At 67.0% G+C, this 22,202-nt stretch carries 21 protein-coding genes; 9 read left to right on the top strand and 12 right to left on the bottom strand.

The features are described from left to right. Positions 1–8: 8 nt before the first annotated feature. On the bottom strand, positions 9–3,320 hold the full coding sequence (locus tag K0O64_RS12725) for a transglutaminase family protein (RefSeq protein WP_096311302.1): 3,312 nt from the start codon (positions 3,318–3,320) through the stop codon (positions 9–11). 57 nt (positions 3,321–3,377) lie between these two features. Continuing rightward, positions 3,378–4,298: a DUF389 domain-containing protein gene (locus K0O64_RS12720; protein ID WP_220046420.1), complete on the bottom strand. Its 921-nt coding sequence runs from the start codon at positions 4,296–4,298 to the stop codon at positions 3,378–3,380. A 41-nt stretch (positions 4,299–4,339) separates the two neighbouring features. Here K0O64_RS12720 and K0O64_RS12715 point away from each other — a divergent pair, with 41 nt between their 5' ends. Next, on the top strand, positions 4,340–4,660 hold the full coding sequence (locus tag K0O64_RS12715; RefSeq protein ID WP_220046419.1) for a hypothetical protein: 321 nt from the start codon (positions 4,340–4,342) through the stop codon (positions 4,658–4,660). On the opposite strand, the gene K0O64_RS12710 is transcribed toward K0O64_RS12715, so the two are convergent. The 4 genes from K0O64_RS12710 to K0O64_RS12695 form a co-directional block, all read right to left on the bottom strand. Beyond that, entirely contained in the window at positions 4,657–7,551 is a 2,895-nt protein-coding gene (locus tag K0O64_RS12710) for an MMPL/RND family transporter (protein ID WP_220046418.1), read from the bottom strand. The two genes, K0O64_RS12715 and K0O64_RS12710, sit on opposite strands and share 4 nt — an antisense overlap. Continuing rightward, positions 7,548–7,976 (bottom strand): MmpS family transport accessory protein, encoded by a 429-nt coding sequence (locus tag K0O64_RS12705; protein WP_071949892.1) that lies wholly within the window; start codon positions 7,974–7,976, stop codon positions 7,548–7,550. Before K0O64_RS12705 ends, K0O64_RS12710 begins: the two co-directional genes overlap by 4 nt. Positions 7,977–8,254: 278 nt before the next feature. Continuing rightward, positions 8,255–9,586: a condensation domain-containing protein gene (locus K0O64_RS12700; RefSeq protein WP_096311297.1), complete on the bottom strand. Its 1,332-nt coding sequence runs from the start codon at positions 9,584–9,586 to the stop codon at positions 8,255–8,257. A 25-nt stretch (positions 9,587–9,611) separates the two neighbouring features. Further along, the gene (locus K0O64_RS12695) at positions 9,612–10,103 is read right to left on the bottom strand and encodes a winged helix-turn-helix transcriptional regulator (RefSeq protein ID WP_096312832.1); all 492 of its coding nucleotides are present in this window, start codon (positions 10,101–10,103) and stop codon (positions 9,612–9,614) included. Positions 10,104–10,197: 94 nt separating this feature from the next. Here K0O64_RS12695 and K0O64_RS12690 point away from each other — a divergent pair, with 94 nt between their 5' ends. The 4 genes from K0O64_RS12690 (at position 10,198) to K0O64_RS12675 (ending at position 13,481) form a co-directional block, all read left to right on the top strand. Then, positions 10,198–11,382 carry a thiolase family protein gene (locus K0O64_RS12690; protein WP_096311296.1) on the top strand — a complete coding sequence of 395 codons (1,185 nt, stop codon included), beginning with the start codon at positions 10,198–10,200 and terminating at the stop codon, positions 11,380–11,382. Between the two features lie 3 nt (positions 11,383–11,385). Next, entirely contained in the window at positions 11,386–11,871 is a 486-nt protein-coding gene (locus K0O64_RS12685; protein ID WP_096311295.1) for a DUF302 domain-containing protein, read from the top strand. Positions 11,872–11,987: 116 nt separating this feature from the next. Beyond that, on the top strand, positions 11,988–13,181 hold the full coding sequence (locus tag K0O64_RS12680) for an integrase core domain-containing protein (protein WP_071942352.1): 1,194 nt from the start codon (positions 11,988–11,990) through the stop codon (positions 13,179–13,181). 102 nt (positions 13,182–13,283) lie between these two features. Beyond that, positions 13,284–13,481: a hypothetical protein gene (locus tag K0O64_RS12675; RefSeq protein ID WP_096311294.1), complete on the top strand. Its 198-nt coding sequence runs from the start codon at positions 13,284–13,286 to the stop codon at positions 13,479–13,481. Between the two features lie 41 nt (positions 13,482–13,522). On the opposite strand, the gene K0O64_RS12670 is transcribed toward K0O64_RS12675, so the two are convergent. The 3 genes from K0O64_RS12670 to aspS are packed head-to-tail and all read right to left on the bottom strand — an operon-like array spanning position 13,523 to position 16,156. Continuing rightward, positions 13,523–13,945, bottom strand: coding sequence for a pyridoxamine 5'-phosphate oxidase family protein (locus tag K0O64_RS12670; protein ID WP_096311293.1), 423 nt, complete (start codon positions 13,943–13,945; stop codon positions 13,523–13,525). A gap of 4 nt (positions 13,946–13,949) precedes the next feature. Next, entirely contained in the window at positions 13,950–14,381 is a 432-nt protein-coding gene (locus K0O64_RS12665; RefSeq protein WP_096311292.1) for a nitroreductase family deazaflavin-dependent oxidoreductase, read from the bottom strand. Further along, entirely contained in the window at positions 14,378–16,156 is a 1,779-nt protein-coding gene (aspS, locus tag K0O64_RS12660) for an aspartate--tRNA ligase (protein ID WP_096311291.1), read from the bottom strand. The genes K0O64_RS12665 and aspS overlap by 4 nt, the downstream gene beginning before the upstream one ends. A 135-nt stretch (positions 16,157–16,291) precedes the next feature. Here aspS and K0O64_RS12655 point away from each other — a divergent pair, with 135 nt between their 5' ends. Beyond that, on the top strand, positions 16,292–16,780 hold the full coding sequence (locus K0O64_RS12655) for an SRPBCC family protein (protein ID WP_071949894.1): 489 nt from the start codon (positions 16,292–16,294) through the stop codon (positions 16,778–16,780). Here K0O64_RS12655 and K0O64_RS12650 read toward each other — a convergent pair. Further along, the gene (locus K0O64_RS12650; protein WP_071945413.1) at positions 16,777–18,255 is read right to left on the bottom strand and encodes a carboxylesterase/lipase family protein; all 1,479 of its coding nucleotides are present in this window, start codon (positions 18,253–18,255) and stop codon (positions 16,777–16,779) included. The genes K0O64_RS12655 and K0O64_RS12650 overlap by 4 nt on opposite strands. Before the next feature lie 72 nt (positions 18,256–18,327). Between K0O64_RS12650 and ypfJ the strand changes: the two genes are divergently transcribed. Beyond that, a complete protein-coding gene (gene ypfJ, locus K0O64_RS12645) occupies positions 18,328–19,203 on the top strand; it encodes a KPN_02809 family neutral zinc metallopeptidase (RefSeq protein WP_071949895.1) in 876 nt (291 codons plus the stop codon). 60 nt (positions 19,204–19,263) lie between these two features. Further along, positions 19,264–19,938, top strand: coding sequence for an MBL fold metallo-hydrolase (locus K0O64_RS12640; RefSeq protein ID WP_071945414.1), 675 nt, complete (start codon positions 19,264–19,266; stop codon positions 19,936–19,938). On the opposite strand, the gene K0O64_RS12635 is transcribed toward K0O64_RS12640, so the two are convergent. Together K0O64_RS12635 and K0O64_RS12630 are read right to left on the bottom strand one after the other, a co-directional pair. Then, entirely contained in the window at positions 19,935–20,603 is a 669-nt protein-coding gene (locus K0O64_RS12635; RefSeq protein WP_071945416.1) for a DUF427 domain-containing protein, read from the bottom strand. The two genes, K0O64_RS12640 and K0O64_RS12635, sit on opposite strands and share 4 nt — an antisense overlap. A gap of 7 nt (positions 20,604–20,610) precedes the next feature. Further along, positions 20,611–21,489, bottom strand: a complete 879-nt coding sequence (locus K0O64_RS12630) for an acyl-CoA thioesterase (protein ID WP_071945418.1) — start codon at positions 21,487–21,489, stop codon at positions 20,611–20,613. Positions 21,490–21,565: 76 nt separating this feature from the next. On the opposite strand from K0O64_RS12630, the gene K0O64_RS12625 reads away from it, so the two are divergent. Further along, entirely contained in the window at positions 21,566–22,186 is a 621-nt protein-coding gene (locus K0O64_RS12625; RefSeq protein WP_071945420.1) for a TetR/AcrR family transcriptional regulator, read from the top strand. The last annotated feature ends 16 nt before the right edge of the window (positions 22,187–22,202 follow it).

Below are 22,202 nucleotides of genomic sequence, written 5' to 3'. Positions count from 1 at the left end.
TGGACCCATCAGTTCTGCAGCACCGTGCGGGCCCGTCGCAGGTCGAGAATCCCGGGGGCGCCGACGTCGGTGGCCTGGCGGGCCACCTTCTCCCGGATGTCGGCGACGTCGACCTTGCCCGGGGTGAAGCCGGTGGCCTCGAACCGTCGGCCGCGGCGGGATTCGGCCTCGACCGCGTTGACCGGCGGGGTGTCGTAGGCCCGACCGCCCGGATGGGAGACGTGGTAGGTGCACCCGCCGCGTGAGGTTCCGGTGGCCATGTCGACGAGTTCGAAGCGCAGCGGGCCGTCCACGGTGATGGTGGGGTGCAGCGCACTCGGTGGCTGCCAGGCCCGGTAGCGCACACCGCCGACGAGGACGTCGGGGTTCTCGGTGGCCAGCATCGGGATCGGGTAGCCGTTGCAGGTGAGGACGTGGCGCTGCCGGTCCGCGCCGATGGTGCGAACCTGGATGCGCTCCACCGACGAGTCGACGTAGCGCGCGGTGCCGGTGCCGGTCGATTCCTCACCCAGGGTGTTCCACGGTTCGATCGCACCGCGCAGCTCGATCTCCACCTGGTCGAACACCGCCGTGCCCACCCGGGGGAACCGGAACTCGGTGAATGGGTCCAGCCAGCTGGTGTCGAAGTTGACGTCGTGCGCGCGCAGATCCGCACAGACATCGGCGATGTCGTGAATGATGAAGTGCGGCAACAGGTATCGACCGTGCAGGTTGAGCCCATGTCGGATCAGCGGCGCCCGCAGGGGCTCGTCCCAGAACCGGGCCACCAGCGCACGCACCAACAGCGACTGGACCATCGCCATCTGGAAGTGCGGGGGCATCTCGAAACCGCGCAGCTCGAGCAGGCCGAGCCGGCCGCGCGCACTGTCGGGGCTGTAGAGCTTGTCGATGCAGAACTCGGCGCGGTGGGTGTTGCCGGTGATGTCGGTGAGCAGGTGCCGTAGCGCACGATCGGTCACCCACGGCTTGATACCGGTGGCCGACACCCGGGCGATCTCGGCGAAGGCGATCTCGAGTTCGTAGAGCGCTTCCGAGCGGCCCTCGTCGACTCGCGGGGCCTGCGACGTGGTGCCGATGAACCGGCCGGCGAACAGGTAGGACAGCGCCGGGTGGCGCTGCCAATAGGTCAGCAGCGACACCAACAGATCGGGCCTGCGCAGCAGCGGCGAGTCGGCCGGGGTGAGCCCGCCCAGCGTGATGTGGTTGCCGCCGCCGGTACCGCTGTGGGTTCCGTCAACGTCGAACGATTCGGTCGACAGGCGGGCCTGGCGCGCCTCGTCGTAGAGGGTCTGCAACTGATCCCGCTGTTCGGCGAAGCTGGCCGCGGGCGCGACGTTGACCTCGATCACACCGGGGTCGGGCGTGATCGACATCGATTGCAGCCGCGCGTCGGAGTGCGGGCCGTAGCCCTCGATCACCACCGCGCAGCCGACCTTCGCTGCGGCCGCTTCCACCCGTGAGATCAGGTCGACGAAATGCTCGAGTTCCTCGGTCGGCGGGATGAAGATGTACAGCAGACCCTCGCGAACCTCCGCCCCCATCGCGGTGGTGGGCGCGGCCTCGGCTTCCTCGATGCCGGCCTCGGCGGCTTCCGGATCGACCGGCAGTACACGGGCCCCGCTGGCAATCGGGTCACCGGGGGCCGACGGCCGCGGCGGCTGCCAGCTGATCGAGTTCAGCGGCAGCCGCAGGCCGGCCGGCGAATCGCCCTCGAGCAGGACCACCCGACCGCGGCGCAACCGCCAGTCAGCGCTCGCCCAGCCGCTGTCGTCCTCGCGGCGGTGCAGCGGCAGCAGGAAGGCGGCCGGTTCGGTCACCGGCTCCTCCAGCCGTGCCAGTAGCGCCGCCCGGGCAGACGCGCTGTCGGATTCCAGATCGTCGTCGGATGAGACCGGGTGGCCGGCAGGCTGGCGCACGGCGTGGGCCAGCCGGCTCAGCGGGTCTTCGAACACCGGCCGCACCTGGGTGGCCGGCAGTCCGAGGCCATCGGCTACTGCCGACAAGATATGTTGCGCGGCTTCAGGATTCACGTCGGCGGGGTCCGCACCCCACGGGTCGGCCAGCAGTCCGGCGTCATTCCACAGCGGCTGGCCGTCGCGGCGCCAGTGGATTCCGATCTGCCAGCGCGGCAACGGTTCCCCGGGATACCACTTGCCCTGGCTGCGCTGCACCAGACCGCCCGGCGCCCACACCGCCTTCAGCCGGGCGGCCAGCGCCGAGGCACGCTCCCGCTTGTGCGGCCCGTCGGCGGCGGTGATCCACTCCTCGTCGACCTGGTTGTCGATCGAGACGAACGTCGGCTCGCCTCCGATGGTCAGCCGCACATCCGCATCGGCCAGCCGCTGGTCGATACGGGCGCCGAGCGCGTTGATCGCAGCCCAGGCGGCGTCGGTGTAGGGCAGCGTGACGCGCGGATCCTCGTGGACGCGGGTCACGATGTTCGCGAAATCCAGTGTGGTCTCGGCGATCCCGGTGGCACCGGTGATCGGCGCGGCCGACGACGGGTGCGGGGTGGCGGCCAGCGGAATGTGCCCCTCCCCGGCGAACAGACCGGAGGTGGGATCCAGGCCGATCCACCCGGCACCGGGCACGTACACCTCGGTCCAGGCATGCAGGTCGGTGAAATCGGCGGCCGGGCCGGATGGTCCGTCGAGCGCCTCGACATCCGACGTCAGCTGGACCAGGTAGCCGGACACGAACCGGGCCGCCAACCCCAGTTCGCGCAGGATCGACACCAGCAGCCAGGCGGAGTCGCGACAGGAGCCGATCCCGGTGCGCAAGGTGTGATCCGGGGTCTGTACCCCGGCCTCCATCCGCACGCTGTAGCCGACGTCGCCGTTGACCGCCCGGTTGAGCGCCACCAGGAAATCGATGGTCCGGGTGCCGGGGCTGACGACGAAGTCGCGCACCCACGAACCCACCAAATCCCCCGGCCCCGACCCTTCCTCACCTTCGTCGACCGGCCGCAGGTACGGCTCGAGGTCGTCTTTGAGTGCCTTGGGGTAGGTGAACGGGAACGTCTCGGCGTAGTCCTCGATGAAGAAGTCGAAGGGGTTGATCACCTTGAGATCGGCGATCAGCCCGACCTTGATGGTGAGTTCCCGTGTCCGGGTGGGAAAGACGAGCCGGGCCAGAAAGTTGCCGAACGCGTCCTGCTGCCAGTTGACGAAGTGGTCGGCCGGCTCGACCTCGAGTGAGTAAGCCTCGATGGGCGTGCGGGAATGCGGCGCCGGGCGCAGCCGGACGATGTGCGGGTGCACCTCGACCAATCGGTCGAAGGTGTAGCTGGTCCGATGCTCCAGCGCCACTTTGATGCCCATAGGCCGCTAATCCCATCACAAGACATCCGAGCGCGCAGGGCGCACGAGCTACGACTGTCAGCCCGCTGGGCGGGTCTCGTGTCGGCGCCGCACCGCCAGCACCAGCACTCCGGCCAGGGTGATGCCCACCAGGTTGACCACCAACTGCGCCGCGGACTCCAGCGCGACGTCCCACTCTCCGACCGATGCGGCGACCACTGCGAAGCCCGCCGCGGGCACCGTGGTCACCGAGATGAACACCCCGACGAGTGCGGCCGACTTGGCCGACACCAGCGACAGCATGCCCGCCGCACCCGCGAGAAGCGCCACGACGAACGACAGCGGGCCGACCTGAAAGATGAAGTCGACGTCGGTGAGCTGACGGGTGCTGCCCAGCTTGATCCAGCCCACCGCCTCCCCACCGAGGACGAACGCCGCAGTGGCAGCCATCGCGACCGGGAACCCGACCAAGAGCGCGATCGACGCGCGGCGGGCCAAGACCAGCCGCCTGCGGACCAGCGCGACCGCCAGTGCCGCCAGCGGGCCGAACTCCGGACCGACGACCATGGCGCCGACCACCGTCACCGGTGAGTCGGTCACCACGCCGACGGCTGCGATCATGCATGCCAGGCACAAGAACAGCAGGAACGTGACGTTGAGCGTCGACTCCTCGCGGGTGCGGGCGGACAGTTCCTCCCACACGATCGCATCACCCGGGTCGCCGTCGGCTTCCTTCTCGGCGCGGTAGGCCGCGTTGGACACCACGGTGTCGACCAGGTCGAGGGTGATCGCTCCGCGGCGGCGCAGATCTAGCGCCTTCAGGTCGTCGATGACGTCGTTGGCGCTCTCCCGCGCGATGTCGGCGGAGATCTCGTCACCCGGCGGGTCCAGCGCGGCGCCCCGATGCACCACGAGATGCGTCACCCCGGGGTGCCGTCGAAGAGCCTCGACCACCTTGTCACGAAGGTCGTCCGGCGCGATCACCCGCAGATGCAGCACAACCGCGAGACTACTTCGCCGGGGGTGCGAGAATTGTGCGTGTGGATCGGCCCAAGCCGCGCTGGATACCCGCCCCGTTGCAGGCCTCGCTCGGCAAGCGCTGGGTGCAGGCCGTGCTGGTGATAGCGGTGTTCGCGCTCATCGGTGTGGTGTTCATGCTGACCACCGAGCGCAAGGACACCGCGTTCTGGGCCGGCTACACCGACGGACAGCGCTGGGTCGACTCAGGCGGTTACCAGGCTCACGAGGAGTCGATCGCGCAGTACTGCGCCACTGCGGCCGCGAACAGGCCCGCCAGCTACCGACGAGGCTGCATCGACGGCGCCCACAACGCCATGTCCGACATGAAAACGCTTCACTAGGACTGAGATTGGGCCGGGATCGGCTCGGTGGTCTCGGTCCTCGGCGACGGCCACGGGCTCGGCACCGGACGCGGACGCACCCGCTGCGGCCACCAGAACCACCGACCCATCAGGGCCGCGATCGACGGCGTCATGAACGAGCGGATCACCAGCGTGTCGACCAGCAGACCCATACCGATGGTCGTACCGACCTGCGCCAGGATCGTCAGCTCACTGAAGGCCATCGCGGCCATCGTCACCGCGAACACCAGGCCGGCCGAGGTGACCACCGATCCGCTGCCGCCCATCGCCCGGATGATGCCGGTCTTGAGCCCGGCCGGGATCTCCTCCTTGAGGCGGGCGACCAGCAGCAGGTTGTAGTCCGAACCGACCGCCAACAGGATGATCACCGCCATGATCAGCACCATCCAGTGCAGCGGCCGACCGATCAGGTCCTGCCAGATCAGTACTGACAGGCCGAACGACGTGCCCAGTGACAGCACCACCGTGCCGACGATCACCGCCGAGGCCACCACGGCGCGGGTGATGATCAGCATGATGATGAAGATCAGGCACAACGCGGCCACACCGGCGATCAGGATGTCGTAGTCGGCACTGTCCTGCATGTCCTTGAAGCTGGCCGCGGTGCCGGCGAGGTAGATCTTCGAGCCCTCCAGCGGGGTGCCCTTGATCGCCTCGAACGCGGCGTTCTTGATCGGCTCGACGTGCTTGAGGCCCTCCGGCGACATGGGGTCACCCTCGTGGGAGATGATGAACCGCACCGCTTTTCCGTCCGGCGAGATGAACATCTTCATACCGCGCTTGAAGTCCGGATTGTCGAACGCCTCCGGCGGAAGGTAGAACGAGTCGTCGTTCTTGGCCTCGTCGAAGGCCTTGCCCATCGCGCTCTGGTTTTCCTGCATGGCCGCGATCTGATCCTGCTGACCGGACTGCGTGCTCTGCATCGTCAGCTGCATCGTCCGCATCGACCGCATCGTGTCGATCATCGGCGGCATCAGCGTGCGCATCTGGGCCGTCAGCAGATCCAGCTTGTGCAGATCGGGCACCAGCTGCTGGAAGTCGTCGGTCATCGTGTCGATGCCGTCGAGGGTGTCGAACACCGACCGGATCGACCAGCACACCGGGATGTCGAAGCAGTGCGGTTCCCAGTAGAAGTAGTTGCGGATCGGCCGGAAGAAGTCGTCGAAGTCGGCGATGTGGTTGCGCAGTGTCTGGATGTCGGCCAGCGTCAGGTCCATCTTGCCGACCATGCTGTGGGTGACGGCGTTGAGTTGACCCAGCAGGTCGTACATCTGCGTCATCGTGGCGATGGAGACGTTCATGTCGTCGCCCATCTTCAGCATGTCCTTCATGCGGTCCTGCATGTAGGACTGGTTCAGCGTCTGCGTGGTGCCCTGCATGCCGAGCAGGAACGGGATCGAGCTGTGCTCGATCGGGCTACCCAGCGGTCGGGTGATGGTCTGCACCCGCCCGATGCCGGGGGTGTGGAAGATGGCCTTGGCTACCCGGTCGATCACCAGGAAGTCGGCCGAGTTCCGCAGGTCGTGGTCGCTCTGCAGCATCAGCAGCTCGGGACTCAGGCGAGCTTCCGGAAAGTGCCGTTCGGCGGCGGCGAACCCTTCGCTGGCCGGGATGTCCGGCGGCAGGTAGTGCCGGTCGTTGTAGTCGGTGTGATAGCCCGGCAGCGCGAGCAGCCCGATCAGGCAGACGAACGTCGTCGCGACCAGGATCGGTCCCGGCCAGCGCACGACGGCGGTGCCGATACGGCGCCAAAAGCGTTCGCGCGACGCCCGTTTGGGCTCCAGCCGGCCGAAGCGGCTGGCGATGGTGACGACGGCGGGGCCCAGCGTCATCGCGGCGGCGACCACCACCACCATGCCGACGAACAGCGGGATGCCCATCGAGTTGAACATCGGACTTCGAGTGAAGTGCAGGCAGAACAGTGCGCCGGCGATCGTCATGCCGGAGCCGACGATCACGTGGCCGGTGCCGTGATACATGTCGTAGTAGGCCGCCTCGGCGGTGGCGCCCTTACTGCGGGCCTCTTGATAGCGGCCGAATAGGAAGATCACATAGTCGGTGCCAGCCGCGATCGCCACCATCGTGAGCAGGTTGACCGCGAACGTCGACAAGCCGATCAAGTGGTGGTAGCCGAGGAAGGCCACCACGCCGCGGGCCGCCGCCAGCTCGAGGAACACCATGAACAGCGCCAGCAGCACAGTGCCGATTGAACGGTAGACGAACAGCAGCATCACGGTGATGACGCCGAACGTCAGCAAGGTGATGATCTGCAGGCTCCGGTCGCCGGCGATGTGGGTGTCGTTGATCAGGGCGGCCGAACCGGTGACGTAGGTCTTGAGCCCGGGCGGCGTTGGCACGCTTTCGACGATCTTCTTGACCGCTTCGACCGACTCGTTGGCGATGCCCTCACCCATGTTGCCGACCAGATAGGCCTGGACGTACGCGGATTTGCCGTCCGCGCTCTGCGAGCCGGCCGCGGTCAGCGGGTCGCTCCAGAAGTCCTGGACATGCTCGACGTGCGCCTTGTCGGCGTTGAGCTTCTTGATGATTTCGTCGTAGTACTTGTGCGCGGCGTCGCCGAGAGGCTGATCGCTCTCGAGCACGATCATCACCGAGGTGTTCGACTTGAACTCCTGGAACGTCGCACCGATCGTGCTCATCGCGATCGACGATGGCGCGTCCATGGCCGACATCGGCACTGACTGCTGCTGGCCGACGACCTCGACCTGCGGCACCACGATGTTCGTGATGACGGTCAGTGCCAGCCAGCCCAGGAGGATCGGCACCGACAGCCAGCGCACCCACTGCGCGATGTGCGGCCGTTTACCCGGCTCGGTCTGCGGCTTCTCGTCCTTGTTGAGAATGATCATGCGGACTTGACCAGGCAGAAGGTCTGGGCGTTCACCCCGGTGTTGGTCTTCTCGTCCTTGAGTTCACCGTTGACCGTGATCCGGCAGCCGATGGTGTCGCTGTCGCCCTGGGCGACGATATTGGCCGAGGCTGCCGGCGCGGTGGTCGTCAAGGTCAGAGACCACGGAAGGGTGACGTCCCGCGCGATCTGCGGCTGGGCGTCCAAGTCGAGATAGTTGATGGTCGCGACCGTCCCCGGCGGGCCGTAGATCTCGTACACGACGGTCTTGGGGTTGAACGGCTTGGTGTCGTTGGCCAGGCCGCTGCCGGGCCGGGTGGTCTCGGTCTTGCCGAACACACCGTGCAGGCGGTAGACGCCGAATGCTGCGATCAGCACCACGAGGATGATCACGATCGGCAGCCACACCTTCCGCAGCGCCTTCAGCGGGCCGCCACGGCGGGCCTTTTCACGCTTGGCGCGTCGGCCACCCGGCTCGTTCTCCCGCTGCTGAGGGCCGGCTTGGGCGTTGTCGCCTGCAGGCGCACCCGAGGAGGTGTAGGTCTGGCTTTCCAGCGTCACGACCGGTCCCCCTTCTGGCCTTGCAGTTCAGCCTGTCGATTTACCGCGGCTGCATTTAGCACCGCTACATAGTAGGACTAACGGATCTCGTCAGCATAACCCGTGTGATCAGCCTCATGGGTGACAGAATTTTCTGACCGGCGTCACAGCACCTTGGTGGGGGTCAGCCCGAATTCGGCGAAGATCTGCAGGACGGGTGCGGTCAGCAGCTCTTTGCTGTTCGGCCCGCCGGGCCGCCACGCCGCCACCGATAGTGAAACTTTCCCGTTCACCTGCCCGGACGCCAGGAACAGGGTCCCGCCGAGGTGGTCGAGGATCGCCGGGGTGGTCCTGGATTCGATCTGGCGGAGCAACAGATAGTCGGCGTCGGTGCCATCGGGGCGGTTCACCTCGGCCGCGAGTTTTCCGAGGTTGGAGCAACCGACCGGCGCGCCCGCCCCCAGCGCCATCCCTTCCAGGCCGCGCGCGAGGCGGGCCGGGATCAGCGGCGCGAGCGCCACCGGCCCCAGCAGGTCGAAAGTGCTCTCGGACAACGCGGCCAGGCTTCGCTTCAGTTCGGCGCGCACATCGCACAGGCTCGTCGTGACTCCTGCCGGGTCGATCATCACCGTCATCCCGCTCAGCGCATTGGCCCGGGTGTCCCCTGGCGTCCGTTCGCTGACCGGGAACTGCAGCCTGACCATGCCCTCGTCGTCGACCCGGCCGAACGCCTGCCCGAGCTTCGCGGCGATCGCGGCGAACAACGAATTACTGGTTCCGCCAAGGCTTTCCATGCGGCTTTGCCACTGGTCCTCGCCGAAATAGGCGATCATCGACGGCACGGTGACCAGCGCGCCGTCGTCGATCTTGCTCGGCCGTGTAGAGCGCCCGGCCGACGACTTGACCTCGCCGAGGCTGTTCTTGCCCAGGCGGGCCGCGGCGGCGATGGCCTTGGCGAAATCAGGAACGGAGCGCACGACCTCGACGGCGTCCTCGCGTAGCGCCTGGCCGCGGGTGCGCGAGTTCGGCGGCGGGTAGCCCAGGTCCCACGTCTCACCACTGGCGGCCTGTTTGATTGCCAAGGTGAGCCCGAGTCCGTCGCATATTGAGTGCGAGGCGATCAGCGTGATCGCAGCACCACCCTCGATGAGCGGCTGCACCGCCAGGCGCCAGGACGGCCCGGCCTGGGGGTCGATCGGGATGCGCAGCTGCTCGTCGAACCAGTCCAGGATCCCCTCGTAGGGGCGGGGGGTATCGGCGAGGTCGAGGTCCTCGGGACCGGTCCAGGCGACCCAATGGTCACGGCCGAATGGCAATGCGGATCGCTCGATCCGGCGCCCGAGCAGGCCGCGGCCGAGGTTGCGATGGAACCGGCGCAAGGCGTCGAGGTCAACCGGATGCTCGTAGATCCAGCCGTACTGGGCCAGCGGTCCACGACCGAGTGCCCGCAGTCCGAGGAAGGATCCCTGATCGATGTAGGCCAGCGTGGATTCCACGCCGCCATGTTATGCGGGGGCGCCGCTACTTCGCGGTAGGCGCCGTGCCTTTTCTCTTGAGCTCCACCCCGAGCTCGTCGGGCGGCACGAGATGGCCTTGCGCGCACCGGATTTCAACACTTGCGTCAGCACCACAGTTCAGATGAGTCAATCGCAGCCGGCTGTCGGCTGCCAGATGCCGCCGGCCCCACTCGAACATCGACCACACCACCGGCATGAGCTCGGTGCCGGCGTCGGTGAGCACGTATTCGTCGCGCACCCGTTGCCCCGGCTCGCGGTAGGGCCGCCTGGTCAGCAGGCCGGCGTCGACCAGTTCGGTGAGTCGCGCGGAAGTGGCCGCTTTGGTGATGCCCACCCGGCGGGCGAAGTCGTCGAACCGGGTGGTGCCGTAGTAGGCCTCACGCAGGATCAGCATCGCCGACTTGGTGCCGATGACGGCCATGGTCTTCTCGATCGGGCATTTGCCGATCGCCGACCAGGCGTCGCGATCGGCCAAGGGGCCCTGTAGCACTGTCACGTAAGTCACTCCATTTCTGAGTTGTTTTCACTATACCTAGGTGTTATAGCTGGGTATAGAGAGCAGTACTCAGCGACGAGTTCAGGAGGACAACATGGCCGGTTACTCAGGACGGGATGCCGTCATCGTCGGGGCGGTCCGCACCCCCGTCGGTAAGGGCAAGCCCGGAGGCGCACTGCATGGGGTGCTGCCCGCCGATCTGCTGGCGCACAGCCTCTCCGAGCTGGTCGCACGCACCGGTGTCGACCCGGCCGAGGTCGACGACGTGATCGCCGGCGCGGTGTCGCAAATCGGCGACCAAGCGGTCAACATCGCCCGCAACGCGCTGCTGGGCGCGGGCTTTCCGGAGTCGGTGCCGGGTACGACCGTCGACCGCCAGTGCGGCTCGAGTCAGCAGGCGATCTCGTTCGCTTCTCAGGGCGTCATCGCCGGCGCGTACGACGTGGTGATCGCCGGCGGTGTGGAGTCGATGAGCCGGGTGCCGATGGGCTCGTCGGTGCTGCCGGGCAGTGATCCGTTCGGAACGCGCTTCGCCGAGCGCTACTCCGAAGGTCTGGTGCCGCAGGGCATCAGCGCGGAGCTGATCGCCGCACGCTGGGGACTCTCGCGCACCGAACTCGACGAGTTCTCCGCCGCCAGCCACGAGAAGGCCGCCCGGGCCACCAAGGACGGTTTGTTCGACAACGAGCTGGCGCCGATCGCGGGTCTGCAGTTCGACGAGATCATCCGTCCGGGCACCACGGTCGACACCCTCGCCGGGCTCAAGCCGGCGTTTTACAACGAGGCCTACGCGGCGCGCTTCCCGCAGATCAAGTGGGAGATCACGCCGGGAAACTCCTCGCCGCTGTCCGACGGCAGTGCGGCGGTGTTGATCACCACGTCGGAGGTCGCGCGCCGGCACGGCTGGAAGCCGCTGGCCCGCATTCACACCACGACCGTCGTGGGCTCCGATCCGCTCTACATGCTGACCGGTGTCATCCCTGCGACCGAGAAGGTGCTGAGTCGCGCCGGCCTGACGCTGGCGGATATCGACCTGTTCGAGGTGAACGAGGCGTTCGCGCCGGTCGTGTTGAGCTGGGCCCGCGACACCGGAGCCGACCTCGCCAAGACGAACGTCAACGGCGGCGCGATCGCGATCGGTCACCCATTGGGTGCCAGCGGTGCGCGCATCATGACCACGCTGGTCAACGTTCTGGAGCAGCGAGGCGGGCGGTACGGGCTGCAGACGATGTGTGAGGGCGGCGGCATGGCCAACGCGACGATCATCGAGCGGCTGTAGACCGTGGCCACCGAGACCCGGTTCGACGGGGTCCGAGTGCGCTACGACAGTGCCAAGAGTTACGACGAACTGGTTGCCGCGCTGCTCGCCGATATCGGCGAGCAGCCGGTGCCGATCAACGACATCTCCGCCGCCCCCGGCGATTGGCATTCGTACCAGCACGCCGTCGAGAAGTATGTCGGCCCAAGCGGATTCATGTTGTTCGCGGTCCTCGACCACGGCGTGTGGATCAGCAAGGCCGGCATCGAGCGCAAGGTGTTGCGGGTGATCCTCGGCAACCCGTTGATCGCGATCACGATGATTCGCCACGACGTGACCGCGGGCCTGTTCGCCCCGGTCGAGCTGTTGATCCTCGACGAGGGAACCGGCAGCAGCCTGACCTACGTCAAACCGTCGTCGTTGATGGTCGTCGAGCCGAACCGGCCGCTGCTCGAGGCCGCCGAGGCGCTCGACGCGAAGCTGGCGGCGCTGGCCGCCAAGGTGGTCTAGCCAGTTCGGCGCGATTTCCGGGGTACAGCCCCGTGTTCTGTTCGGGGACATCGCTGACAGTTGTATGTCTCGGGACATCGCTGACACCTGGGTAGTGGCTGGGACCAGCATGGTTCATGGCCCAGAAGGTGACGGCGATGGACATTCGCATGGCTGCAGCATTGGCCGGGCAGATCGAGAACGTGGCGCAGTTTTGCCGCGATAGCGGTATCAGTAGGCAGACGTTCTACAAGTACCGCCGACGATTCCGCGAGGACGGTATCGCGGGGCTGCAGGAGCTCTCGCGGCGTCCGTTGAGGTGTCCGGGTCAGACTCCGGTCGAGATCGAGGAACTGATCGTGTTGCGGCGCAAGCAGTTGATTGAGCAGGGCCTCGATCACGGCGCCCAGTCGATCGTGTGGTCGCTGCAGCGCGACGGTGCCGCGGTGCCGTCGGTATCGACGGTGTGGCAGGTCCTGACCCGCCGCGGGGCGATCACCCCGCAGCCGCAGAAACGCCCGAAGTCGGCGACCAAGCGGTTCGTCTTTGATCGGCCCAACGAGTGCTGGCAGTCCGATTGGACCGGTTGGGCGCTGGCCGATGGCGCTGCGGTGGGTATCGCGGGCAGTCTCGATGATCACTCCCGCTACATGGTGGGGTTGCGTGCCTGCGCTGGTGATGCCGACGCCGCGCTGGTCTGGGAGGTGATCCTGGCCGGCATCGACGAATGCGGGATTCCGTCGATGTCGTTGTCAGACAACGGACTTGTCTACACCGGACGGTTCCGCGCCTATGAATCGGCGTTTGAGACCAACCTGCGGGCACTGGGCGTGCGGACCATCAATTCGGCGCCATTTCACCCGCAGACCTGCGGCAAGATCGAACGGTCCTGGAAGACGTTGAAGAAATGGCTCACCGCCCGCGACCCCGCCGCCACCCTCGACGAGCTCAACGCCCTGCTCGAGCAGTTCCGCAGCTTCTACAACCACCAGCGGCCCCACCGCGCCCACCGAGGCGCCACCCCCGCCGAAGTATTCCACGCCACCGCCAAGGCCCGGCCCGCTGACCGACCGGTACCGGCCCCAGTTATGGTCAGCCGCCACACGGTTGGCGAAACCTCGGGATACATCTTCGTCGCGCCCTACAAAGTCAACGTCGGACTGCGCTGGGCCGGCCACGACTGCGACGTCATCCGCGACGGCGAGCACATCACCATCCTCAGCGGCACGGCCCTGGTCCGATCCTTCACCGCCGACCCCACTCGCAACTACCAGCGCAGCGACAAAACCACCCGGACCTACCGCACCCGCGAACCCAAACCGACATCATGAATGTCAGCGATGTCCCGAGACATAAGTGTCAGCGATGTCCCGAGACACCACACGGGGTACAGCCCCGGAAATCGCGCCAGACTTGCGGGTGGAGGCAAAGCCATGACCCGCTACGAGCAGTATCCCGAAGACCCGCGACTGGCGGACCCCGAGTATGCCGAACGCGCGCTGAGGGGCGACTGGACGTTCATGAGCCAGCGCGAAGAGGAAGAGTTCCTTTCAGCCTTCGGTAGCCGCAAAGAGCGTAAGGCGATCAAAGCGCGCCGGAAAGCACTCAAGAAGGCCAACAAGCCAAGCTAGTCAGGTGGTCTGAAAGTTGGGCGTCACATCGCCCGACTGCGTCACATCGCGTAGCGGCGGACGATTTCCGGTTCGATGATGACCCGCAGCCAGTCCTCGTCGCGCATCTGGGCCAGATCCTGTGCCCGGATCGGATCGTCGAGATCCCAATAGCGCGCCGCCAAACGCTCGACGAGTTCCCAGGCTCCGTCGGAGGCCAGGGTTGTCGGGCCGGCCACCGACACCCAGCGTTCACGCTCCCCGACCGGCGCGGCCACGACCAGAGATGCGCGTGGATCGCGGCGTAGCTGACGCACCTTCGGGGTGTCGGACCCCGTGAAGAGTTGGACGTGACCGTTGGTGGTCACCTCGAACCACACTGGGCGAGGCTGTGGCGGCGATGCGCCGGCGGCGGTCGAGAAGAATCCGCAGAGCGGACGAGCGAGAAACGAAAGGTCTTGCGGGCTCAACGTTTCGGCGGTCATCGGCTCAGGCGCGGGTCAGCTCGAACAGTGGGATGACCCGGCTGGTCTTGGACTGATATTCGCCGAACCCGGGCGCTGCCGCGACCACCTGCGGGTAGAGCTCGTTGCGTTCGTCGAGCGGAAGCTCGCGAACGGTCACGTCGTAGGCGTCGGTGCCGATCTCGATATGCGCCCGCGGGTTGGCCCGCAAGTTGTGCACCCAGTCGGGGTTGGTGTCCGCGCCGGCCTTGGACCCGATGATGATCAGCTTGCCGTCGACGTTGAAGTAGGCCAGCGGCGCCAGCCGGGGCTGCCCCGACTTCGCGCCGGTGGTGTGCAGGAGCAGCAGCGGACGCCCTTCGAACGGCCCGCCAACGACTCCGGCGTTGGCCCGAAACTCCTCGACGATGTTCTTGTTGAACTCGTTCATGTACGCGGCATCAGGGGTATCGCTCATGGCTTGTCCAGCTTCTCGGGCTTGAAATCTATTCCGGATTCCTTGCGCTGCTGCGGCGTGATCGGGGCAGGCGCGTCGGTGAGCGGGTCGACACCGCCGCCAGACTTCGGGAACGCGATCACTTCGCGGATCGAGTCCACCCCGGCCAGCAGCGCCACGATACGGTCCCAGCCGAACGCGATGCCGCCGTGCGGTGGTGCGCCAAAGGTGAACGCGTCCAACAGGAATCCGAACTTGTCGCGGGCCTCCTCGTGGCCGATGCCCATCATCGCGAACACCCGCTCCTGGACATCGCTGCGATGGATACGAATCGAACCGCCGCCGATCTCGTTGCCGTTGCAGACGATGTCGTAGGCGTTGGACAGCGCGCTTGCAGGATCGCTGTCGAAGGTCGCTTCGGACTCCGGCGCCGGCGAGGTGAACGCGTGGTGCATCGCGGTCCAGGCCCCGGCGCCGACCGCGACGTCGCCCGACGCCGTCGCCTCCGCGGCGGACTCGAACATCGGCCAGTCCACCACCCAGGTGAACGCCCACGCGTTCGGGTCGATCAGGTCGAGTCGCTTGGCGATCTCGATACGGGTGGCACCGAGCAGAGCCCGGGCGCCCTTGGGCGTGCCCGCCGCGAAGAACACGCAGTCCCCCGGGCTGGCCCCGACATGAGCCGCCAGTCCGTCACGCTCGGCGTCGGACAGGTTCTTGGCGACCGGACCGCTCAGTTCGCCGTCCTCGCCGATCAGCACATAGGCCAGACCCTTGTGCCCGCGCTGCTTGGCGAATTCCTGCCAGCCGTCCAGTGTCCGGCGCGGCTGCGACGCCCCGCCGGCCATGACGACGGCGCCCACGTAGGGCGCCTGGAACACCCGGAACGGCGTGTCCTTGAAGTACTCGGTGCACTCGACGAGTTCGACGGCGAAGCGCAGATCCGGCTTGTCCGAGCCGAACCGGCGCATCGCGTCGGCGTAGCTGATCCGCGGGATCGGGGTCGGCAGGTCGTAGCCGATCGTGGACCACACGGCCCGCAACACCTCTTCGGAGACCGCGATGACATCGTCGGCGTCGACGAAACTCATCTCCATGTCCAACTGGGTGAACTCCGGCTGGCGGTCGGCGCGGAAATCCTCGTCGCGGTAGCAGCGCGCGATCTGGTAGTAGCGCTCCATGCCCGCGACCATCAACAGCTGCTTGAACAGCTGCGGGCTCTGCGGCAGCGCATAGAACGACCCGGGCTGCAGCCGGGCCGGAACCAGGAAGTCGCGCGCACCCTCCGGCGTCGAACGGGTCAGCGTCGGGGTCTCGATCTCGACGAAGTCGTGAGTCGCCAGCACCGAGCGCGCGGCCGCATTCACCTTGGAGCGCAACCGAATTGCGTCACCGGGACCGCCATGCCTGCGCATGTCGAGGTAGCGATACTTCAGCCGGGCTTCCTCGCCGGCCTGCTCGTCGAGCTGGAACGGCAACGGGGCGCTCTCCCCCAGCACCGTCAGCTTCGTCGCGTTGACTTCGATCTCACCGGTGGGGATCTCGGCGTTGGCATTGCCCTCGGGGCGGATGCCGACCACGCCCTCGACGGCCACGCAGAACTCGGCGCGCAGCCGGTGCGCCTGCGCCAGCACATCGGCGTCGTGGAACACCACCTGGGAAACACCCGACGCGTCGCGCAGATCGATGAAGATGACGCCGCCGTGGTCGCGCCGGGTGGACACCCAGCCGGCCAGTGTGACCGTCTGTCCGGCGTCGGAGGCCCGCAACGAACCTGCGGCGTGAGTGCGCAGCACTAGGAACTCCCTGGTGGTCGGAAACCGTGGCTAACGGAGGATCAAGAATCGAGGGATCAGTCTATGAGGTCTACCCGACCGAACATCCGTCACCTCGATGTATGGTCTCCCACGGAGGTAGCCCCGATGACCACGATGTATCCCTGTGAACGCGTCGACCTGGACTGGATCAAGGACGCACCGTTCCGCTTCTCCAACAGCGTCGACCTCGCGATCACGCCCGAGCAGCTGTTCGACGTCCTCGCCGACGCCGACTCCTGGCCGCAGTGGGCGAAGGTCATCACCAAAGTCACCTGGACCAGCCCCAAGCCGTACGGCGTCGGCACCACCCGGACCGTCGACATGCTCGGCGGACTGGTCGGTGACGAAGAATTCTTGGCGTGGGAGCCGTTCCGCTACATGGCTTTTCGGTTCAACACCTGCTCGAACAAGGTGGTGGCCGCGTTCGCCGAGGAGTACACGGTGACCGAAACGCCGGGCGGCTGCCGGCTGACCTGGACGCTGGCGCAACAGGCCAACGGGCCGGCCCGGTTCGGGCTGATCCTCGGCGGCCCGCTGATGAACCTCTCGTTCAAGTGGTTTCTGGCCAACCTGCGTCGCTACACCGACAAGCACTACAACTAGTAGAGCCCCTGCCACGCCTCGCGGCGCAGCGCGTCGGGATCGTCGACAGAGACGTCGCGGCTCGAGCGGATCACGCGGGTGGACCGCGTCGCGGTGTCATAGCGGGGCCAGTCCTCCAGCGCGCCGTGGGTGGCGAAGTTCAGCCAGGTGCGTTGCATCCGACGGCCCACCGCGGGCTGCACGCGCCGGCCGAGCGGATGGATCTTGCGGCCCAGGTACGAGCCGTAGCTGTGTTGGATGTGCACGATTTCGCTGCCGTGGGTGGCGCCGAGGCCGAGCATCCGCAGCGTCCACGTGGTGTGGTCGAAGCGGTAGACGTGGGTCATCGCGTGCGGGCTGTAGGCATCGGCAAAGGCCCAGGTGGGCGCCCCGAACATCACATCGGAACCCACCGCCACCTGGGCCCGACGGCGTGGATAGTCGGGATAGCCCGCCAGCACCCGGTCCCGCGCCTGCGGGGCGACCCGCTCGAAGTAGGCGTCGATCCCCTCGGCGGTGGTCGGCAGCATCGGCGGCTTGGACCAGGCGAACATCGACGCCTCATGGCTGTTGGTGCCGACGATCAGCGGGACCGGATTGACCTCGCCGACGCGGGCGGCCTCGATCGGATGTTTCGGCAACAGGTCGACGCCATAGGTGAGGCCGTAGGCCAGTGTCGGGGTGGCCTCGGCGCTGCGGCGCTGCATCTCCCCCGCGGCGCGGCGCAGCACCCGCTGCGGCAACACCGGGAACGCGGCCGGGTCGGCACCGACGAGCTCGACGAACTCATGAGCGCGCTTCGCCCGCGCGGCCCGGTCGGCGATCAGCGGCAGCGCCGGACTCTGGGCGATCGCGCGGGCGAACAGACCCTCACCGGCCGGGCTGGCGAGCAGCGCCAGCACCGATGTCGCCCCGGCGGATTCGCCGAAGATGGTGACGCGGCGCGGGTCACCACCGAATGCGGCGATGTTGTCCTGCACCCAGCGCAACGCCGCGATCTGATCCCGCAGGCACAGGTTGTCGGCGAAGCCAGCGCCCAGATCCCCGAGTTCGAAACCGCCGAACACGCCGAGCCGATAGGTCACGTTGACCACCACGACGTCTCCGTTGGCGGCCAGCCGCGAACCGTTGTAGAGCTGCAACTGCCCCGCGCCGTAGACGAAGGCGCCGCCGGGAATCCACACCATCACCGGCAGCGGGGTCGTCGTGTCCGGCGCCCAGACGGTCAGCGTCAAGCAGGCCTCGTCGCGGATCTTCGGGTCGTCGCGTCCGCCGCCGACGAACGAGCGGCCCTGCGGCGGCACGGGTCCGTGCTCGACGGCATCGCGCACCCCGGCCCACGGCTGCAGGGGAACCGGCGCGTGAAACCGGCGCTCCCCGATGGGTTGTTCGGCGTAGGGAATGCCGCGCCACACCCGCACGCCGCTTTCGGTGGTACCCCGCAGCGCACCAAGCGAGGTGTAAACCACGGTCGACGGATCCGCGACGACGGTCACGACTGAATCGTAGTGTGGCAAGGTGAACGACTTGGGTAACCGCAGTGTGAGTCCCGATCTCGAGGAGTGCTGATGACCTTCAACGAGGGAATGCAGATCGACACCAGCACCACCTCGACCGGTGGCGGCGGCCGAGGCATAGCGATCGGCGGTGGCCTCGGCGGCCTCGTGGTAGTGCTGCTGGCGGTGTTCCTCGGCATCGACCCCGGCAAGGTGACCGTTCCGCAGCAGGCCCTGCCGCCGGGTGCCGAGCAGTCGGGGTACGACCTGAGCAAGTGCAAGACCGGCGCCGACGCCAACCAGTACGTCGAATGCCGCGTGGTGGCCACCGGCAACTCCGTCGACGGCGTGTGGAGCGACCTGCTCAAGGGATACACCCGGCCCAAGATGATGCTGTTCAAGAATCAGGTGCAGACCGGGTGCGGCCCCGCGACCAGTGATGTCGGGCCGTTCTACTGCCCGGTCGACAAGACCGCGTATTTCGACACCGACTTCTTCCAGGTTCTCACCGATCAATTCGGTTCCAGCGGTGGACCATTGGCACAGGAGTACGTCGTCGCCCACGAGTACGGCCACCATGTGCAGGATCTGCTCGGCGTGCTCGGCCGCGCCCAACAGGGTGCGCAGGGCGCAACCGGCGGCAGTGTCCGCACCGAGCTGCAGGCCGACTGCTATGCCGGGGTGTGGGCGCACTACGCCGCGATCACCAAACAGCCGGGGACCGATGTCACCTATCTACAACCCTTGACGGATAAGGACATTGCCGACGCACTGTCGGCGGCAGCATCAGTGGGTGACGACCGGATCCAGAAGCAGGCCACCGGGCGGGTGAACCCCGAGGCGTGGACCCACGGTTCGTCTGCCGAACGGCAGAAGTGGTTCACCACCGGCTACCAGACCGGCGATCCCAAACAGTGCGACACCTTCGCGGCGCGCGATCTGGGCTAGCTGTTCGCCTGCAGCTGATCCGCTTCCGTACGAGCCGGATCACCGCTTACCGTTCGACACATGGACCGCATCCAGGTGACACCGGTGCTGACGATGTTCCGCATCGGCGGCTGGCAGTCCTACCTCGTCGACGACGGCACCGAGCGATTGCTGATCGACACCGGCGCACCCGACGGCAGTGCTGAACTTCTTTCCGCCTGTGGCACATTAGATTTGGTGATTCTCACCCACGGCCACGTCGACCACTGCGGGTCAGCCGCCGCGGTGCACGAGCGCACCGGTGCGCCCATCGCCGCCGGAGCCGGCGATGCCGAGGTCATCCGGGGCGGGCTGGTCGCGCCCGCACCGAACTTCGAAGACTGGGAAGTGCCGATCCATCAGAGTGTGGCGGCCGGTCTTCCGCCGGCAGCGCCGGCCGTACCGGTGGCGATCGAACTGCAGGGCTCGGAGGTCCTCGACATCGTCGGCGGTGCGCACATCATCGCCGCGCCCGGCCACACCGACGGCAGCATCGCAGTCCACCTCCCCGCGCACGGCATCCTGTTCACCGGCGACACCGTGGCCAACGTGGGCGAGGTGACACTCGGGGTGTTCAACCGGGACCGGGAACGCACCGCAGAATCGTTCCGCGCACTCGCTGAAATCGACTGCCGAACAGCCTGTTTCGGACATGGAGAACCCATCGCCGCGGATGCCGGGCGGCTTCTTCGCGACGCGGCCGCCCGGATCGGCTAACCGGCTTCGGGCAGCTGCGCGGTGACCTCGGCCCGGTCCGCGTCAAAGCTGAAATACCCCTGGATCGTCGAGGTTTCCGGTAGTGGGTCGCCGTAACTCCAGGCGACGTCGTCCACACCGCCGGCGGCCCAATAGGTCGCATACCCCTTGTAATTGCAGTAGCTCGAGGTCGCCGTCTGCCTCAGCAGGTCGGTGCGCACATGCTCCGGGGCAACATAAAGCCGTGGCGCCAGGGCGGTTTCGAACACGATCACGGTGTCGTCGGTGTCCACCAGAACCTCACCGGCAACCGTGACCCGGAGCCGCCGGCCGGTGGGCCGGCAGTCCACCCGGTGGTACGGGTTGGGCGGATAGTGCACGAGGGGGCGCCCCTCCTCCAGCCAGGTATCGACAGCATCCCACGGCACCCGTACATACCCGGGCGCCTCCGGCTCGGGTTCGGTTGGCAGACCGGCTGTTTCGCCGACCGGGAACACGTAGCTCAGTGCCGCACCGGCGCGGTGCACCAGCAGCGCGCGCTCGGTGTCGATGACGGTCTGCCCGTCGCGAATCGCCTGCACCCGGCGCGGGTGCGGTTCGACGTACACGATCGGGTCGGCCACCGGCGCGGAGAACCAGCCGGCCCGATCCGGGCCGAGCGGGCCGCGTCCGGCGACCAGACTCACCGCGGCCCTAGATCCGGGCTTCGGCGGCGATGGCGTTGTCGGAGGTCCGCAGCGGCCGGATCAACGCATCCTGGGTGAACGACGCGATCAACTCACCCTCTTCGGTGTGCACCGCGCCGCGGATGTAGGACATGCCGGCACCAACCTGGGTGCTCTCGTGGGTGTAGAGCAGCCAGCCAGCCCAGCTGACCGGCTCGTGGAAGCTCACCGTGACGGTCATCGGCGCGGTCGACACGGTGAAGTGTGACTGCGCGGTGCCGATGCCTTCGTGTGCGCGCATGGTCGTCGAAATACCGAGATGCCCGGTGAAGTAGGCGATCAACGCCTTGGCCAGATCGTCACGCGACGGGATGGGGTCGTAGTGCAGCCAGGCGTAGACCTCCGGGGGTCCGACCTCGTCGGGGCTGTTGATGTCGATGACGTCGACGAGCTTGACTTGCCTTCCGCCCATGGGCATTTCGCAGACATTGGCCTCGTTGGGCCCGGCCACCTCGGGGCGCGGCAGGTGGTGGCGGATCACGTCCGGGGTGGGCACATCGGCCAGCACGGTGAACGTCATGCAGCGCTTGTCGTTCTGCGAGGCGGTGATGATCGCCGAGGCCGTCGAGCGCCCCTCGGAGACGACGTCGATGTCGAGAATGACCGGCGGACCCACCAGGACTGCGCGTGCGAACACACTGTGCACCGAGCGAATCGACTTGCCCTCGAAGCGCTTTGCGGCGGCGACGATCACCTGGGCGAGAACCTGGGTGCCCTCGACGACCTGCCGCTCGTCGGCGTCGGCGATACCGGTGGGGGCGATGTAGCGGTCCTGGCTCTCGGCTTCGACGTCGAAGAGATCGAGCAGGCGCGCCACTGTCCAGTGGTTGGCGGCAGAGTCCGTCATGTGTTCCCTCACCTTGTCGTGTTCCAAGACGGTAACGTCATTCTCGTCACTGTAACCCGACCGATAAGCTGACCCGATGGCCAAGGCCAACGAACGAACGCCCGCGGCGGTGCGCGCCGATCCCGACTCGCGGGAGAGCCGATTCATGCGCTCGGCGTTGTCGATTCTGGCCGAGACGGGCCGCACCGACTTCACCGTCCTCGAGGTCGTCGAGCGCTCGAAGACCTCGCTACGGTCGTTCTACCAGCACTTTTCCACCAAGGACGAGCTGCTGTTGGCCTTGATCGACACGATCATGGCCGAGTCGACCAAGCACTGGCGTAACGAGACCGACGACCTGCCGGCCGCCGAGGCGATGCGGGTGTTGATCGACCGGATCTGCACGCCGGCCGAGTCCACCAAGCAGGACAGCATCAACCGCGGCCTGACCTACTACAACGACCATCTCGCGGAGTCGCTGCCCACGGAGTACTCCCGGGTGCTCTCCCCGCTGCATCAGCTGATCGGCGAAATCCTCGAGCGCGGGATCTCCGAGGGGACGTTCCGGTCCGATCTGGCAGTTGAGACCACCGCCGCGCTCATCATGCAGGCGGTGCTGGGCGCGATGCGGCTGCGCAGCCTCGGCGCCGAACTCAACGGTGTGCCCATCGATGGCGCGCACATCTACGACTTCTGCGTGCGCGGCCTGCTTCCCTGACCTGTTCGCCCTGTTC

The sequence above is a fragment of the Mycolicibacterium pallens genome (assembly GCF_019456675.1).
In the GTDB taxonomy this organism is placed as follows: Bacteria; Actinomycetota; Actinomycetes; order Mycobacteriales; family Mycobacteriaceae; genus Mycobacterium; species Mycobacterium crocinum.
This window is presented reverse-complemented; position numbering and strand designations above follow the sequence as displayed.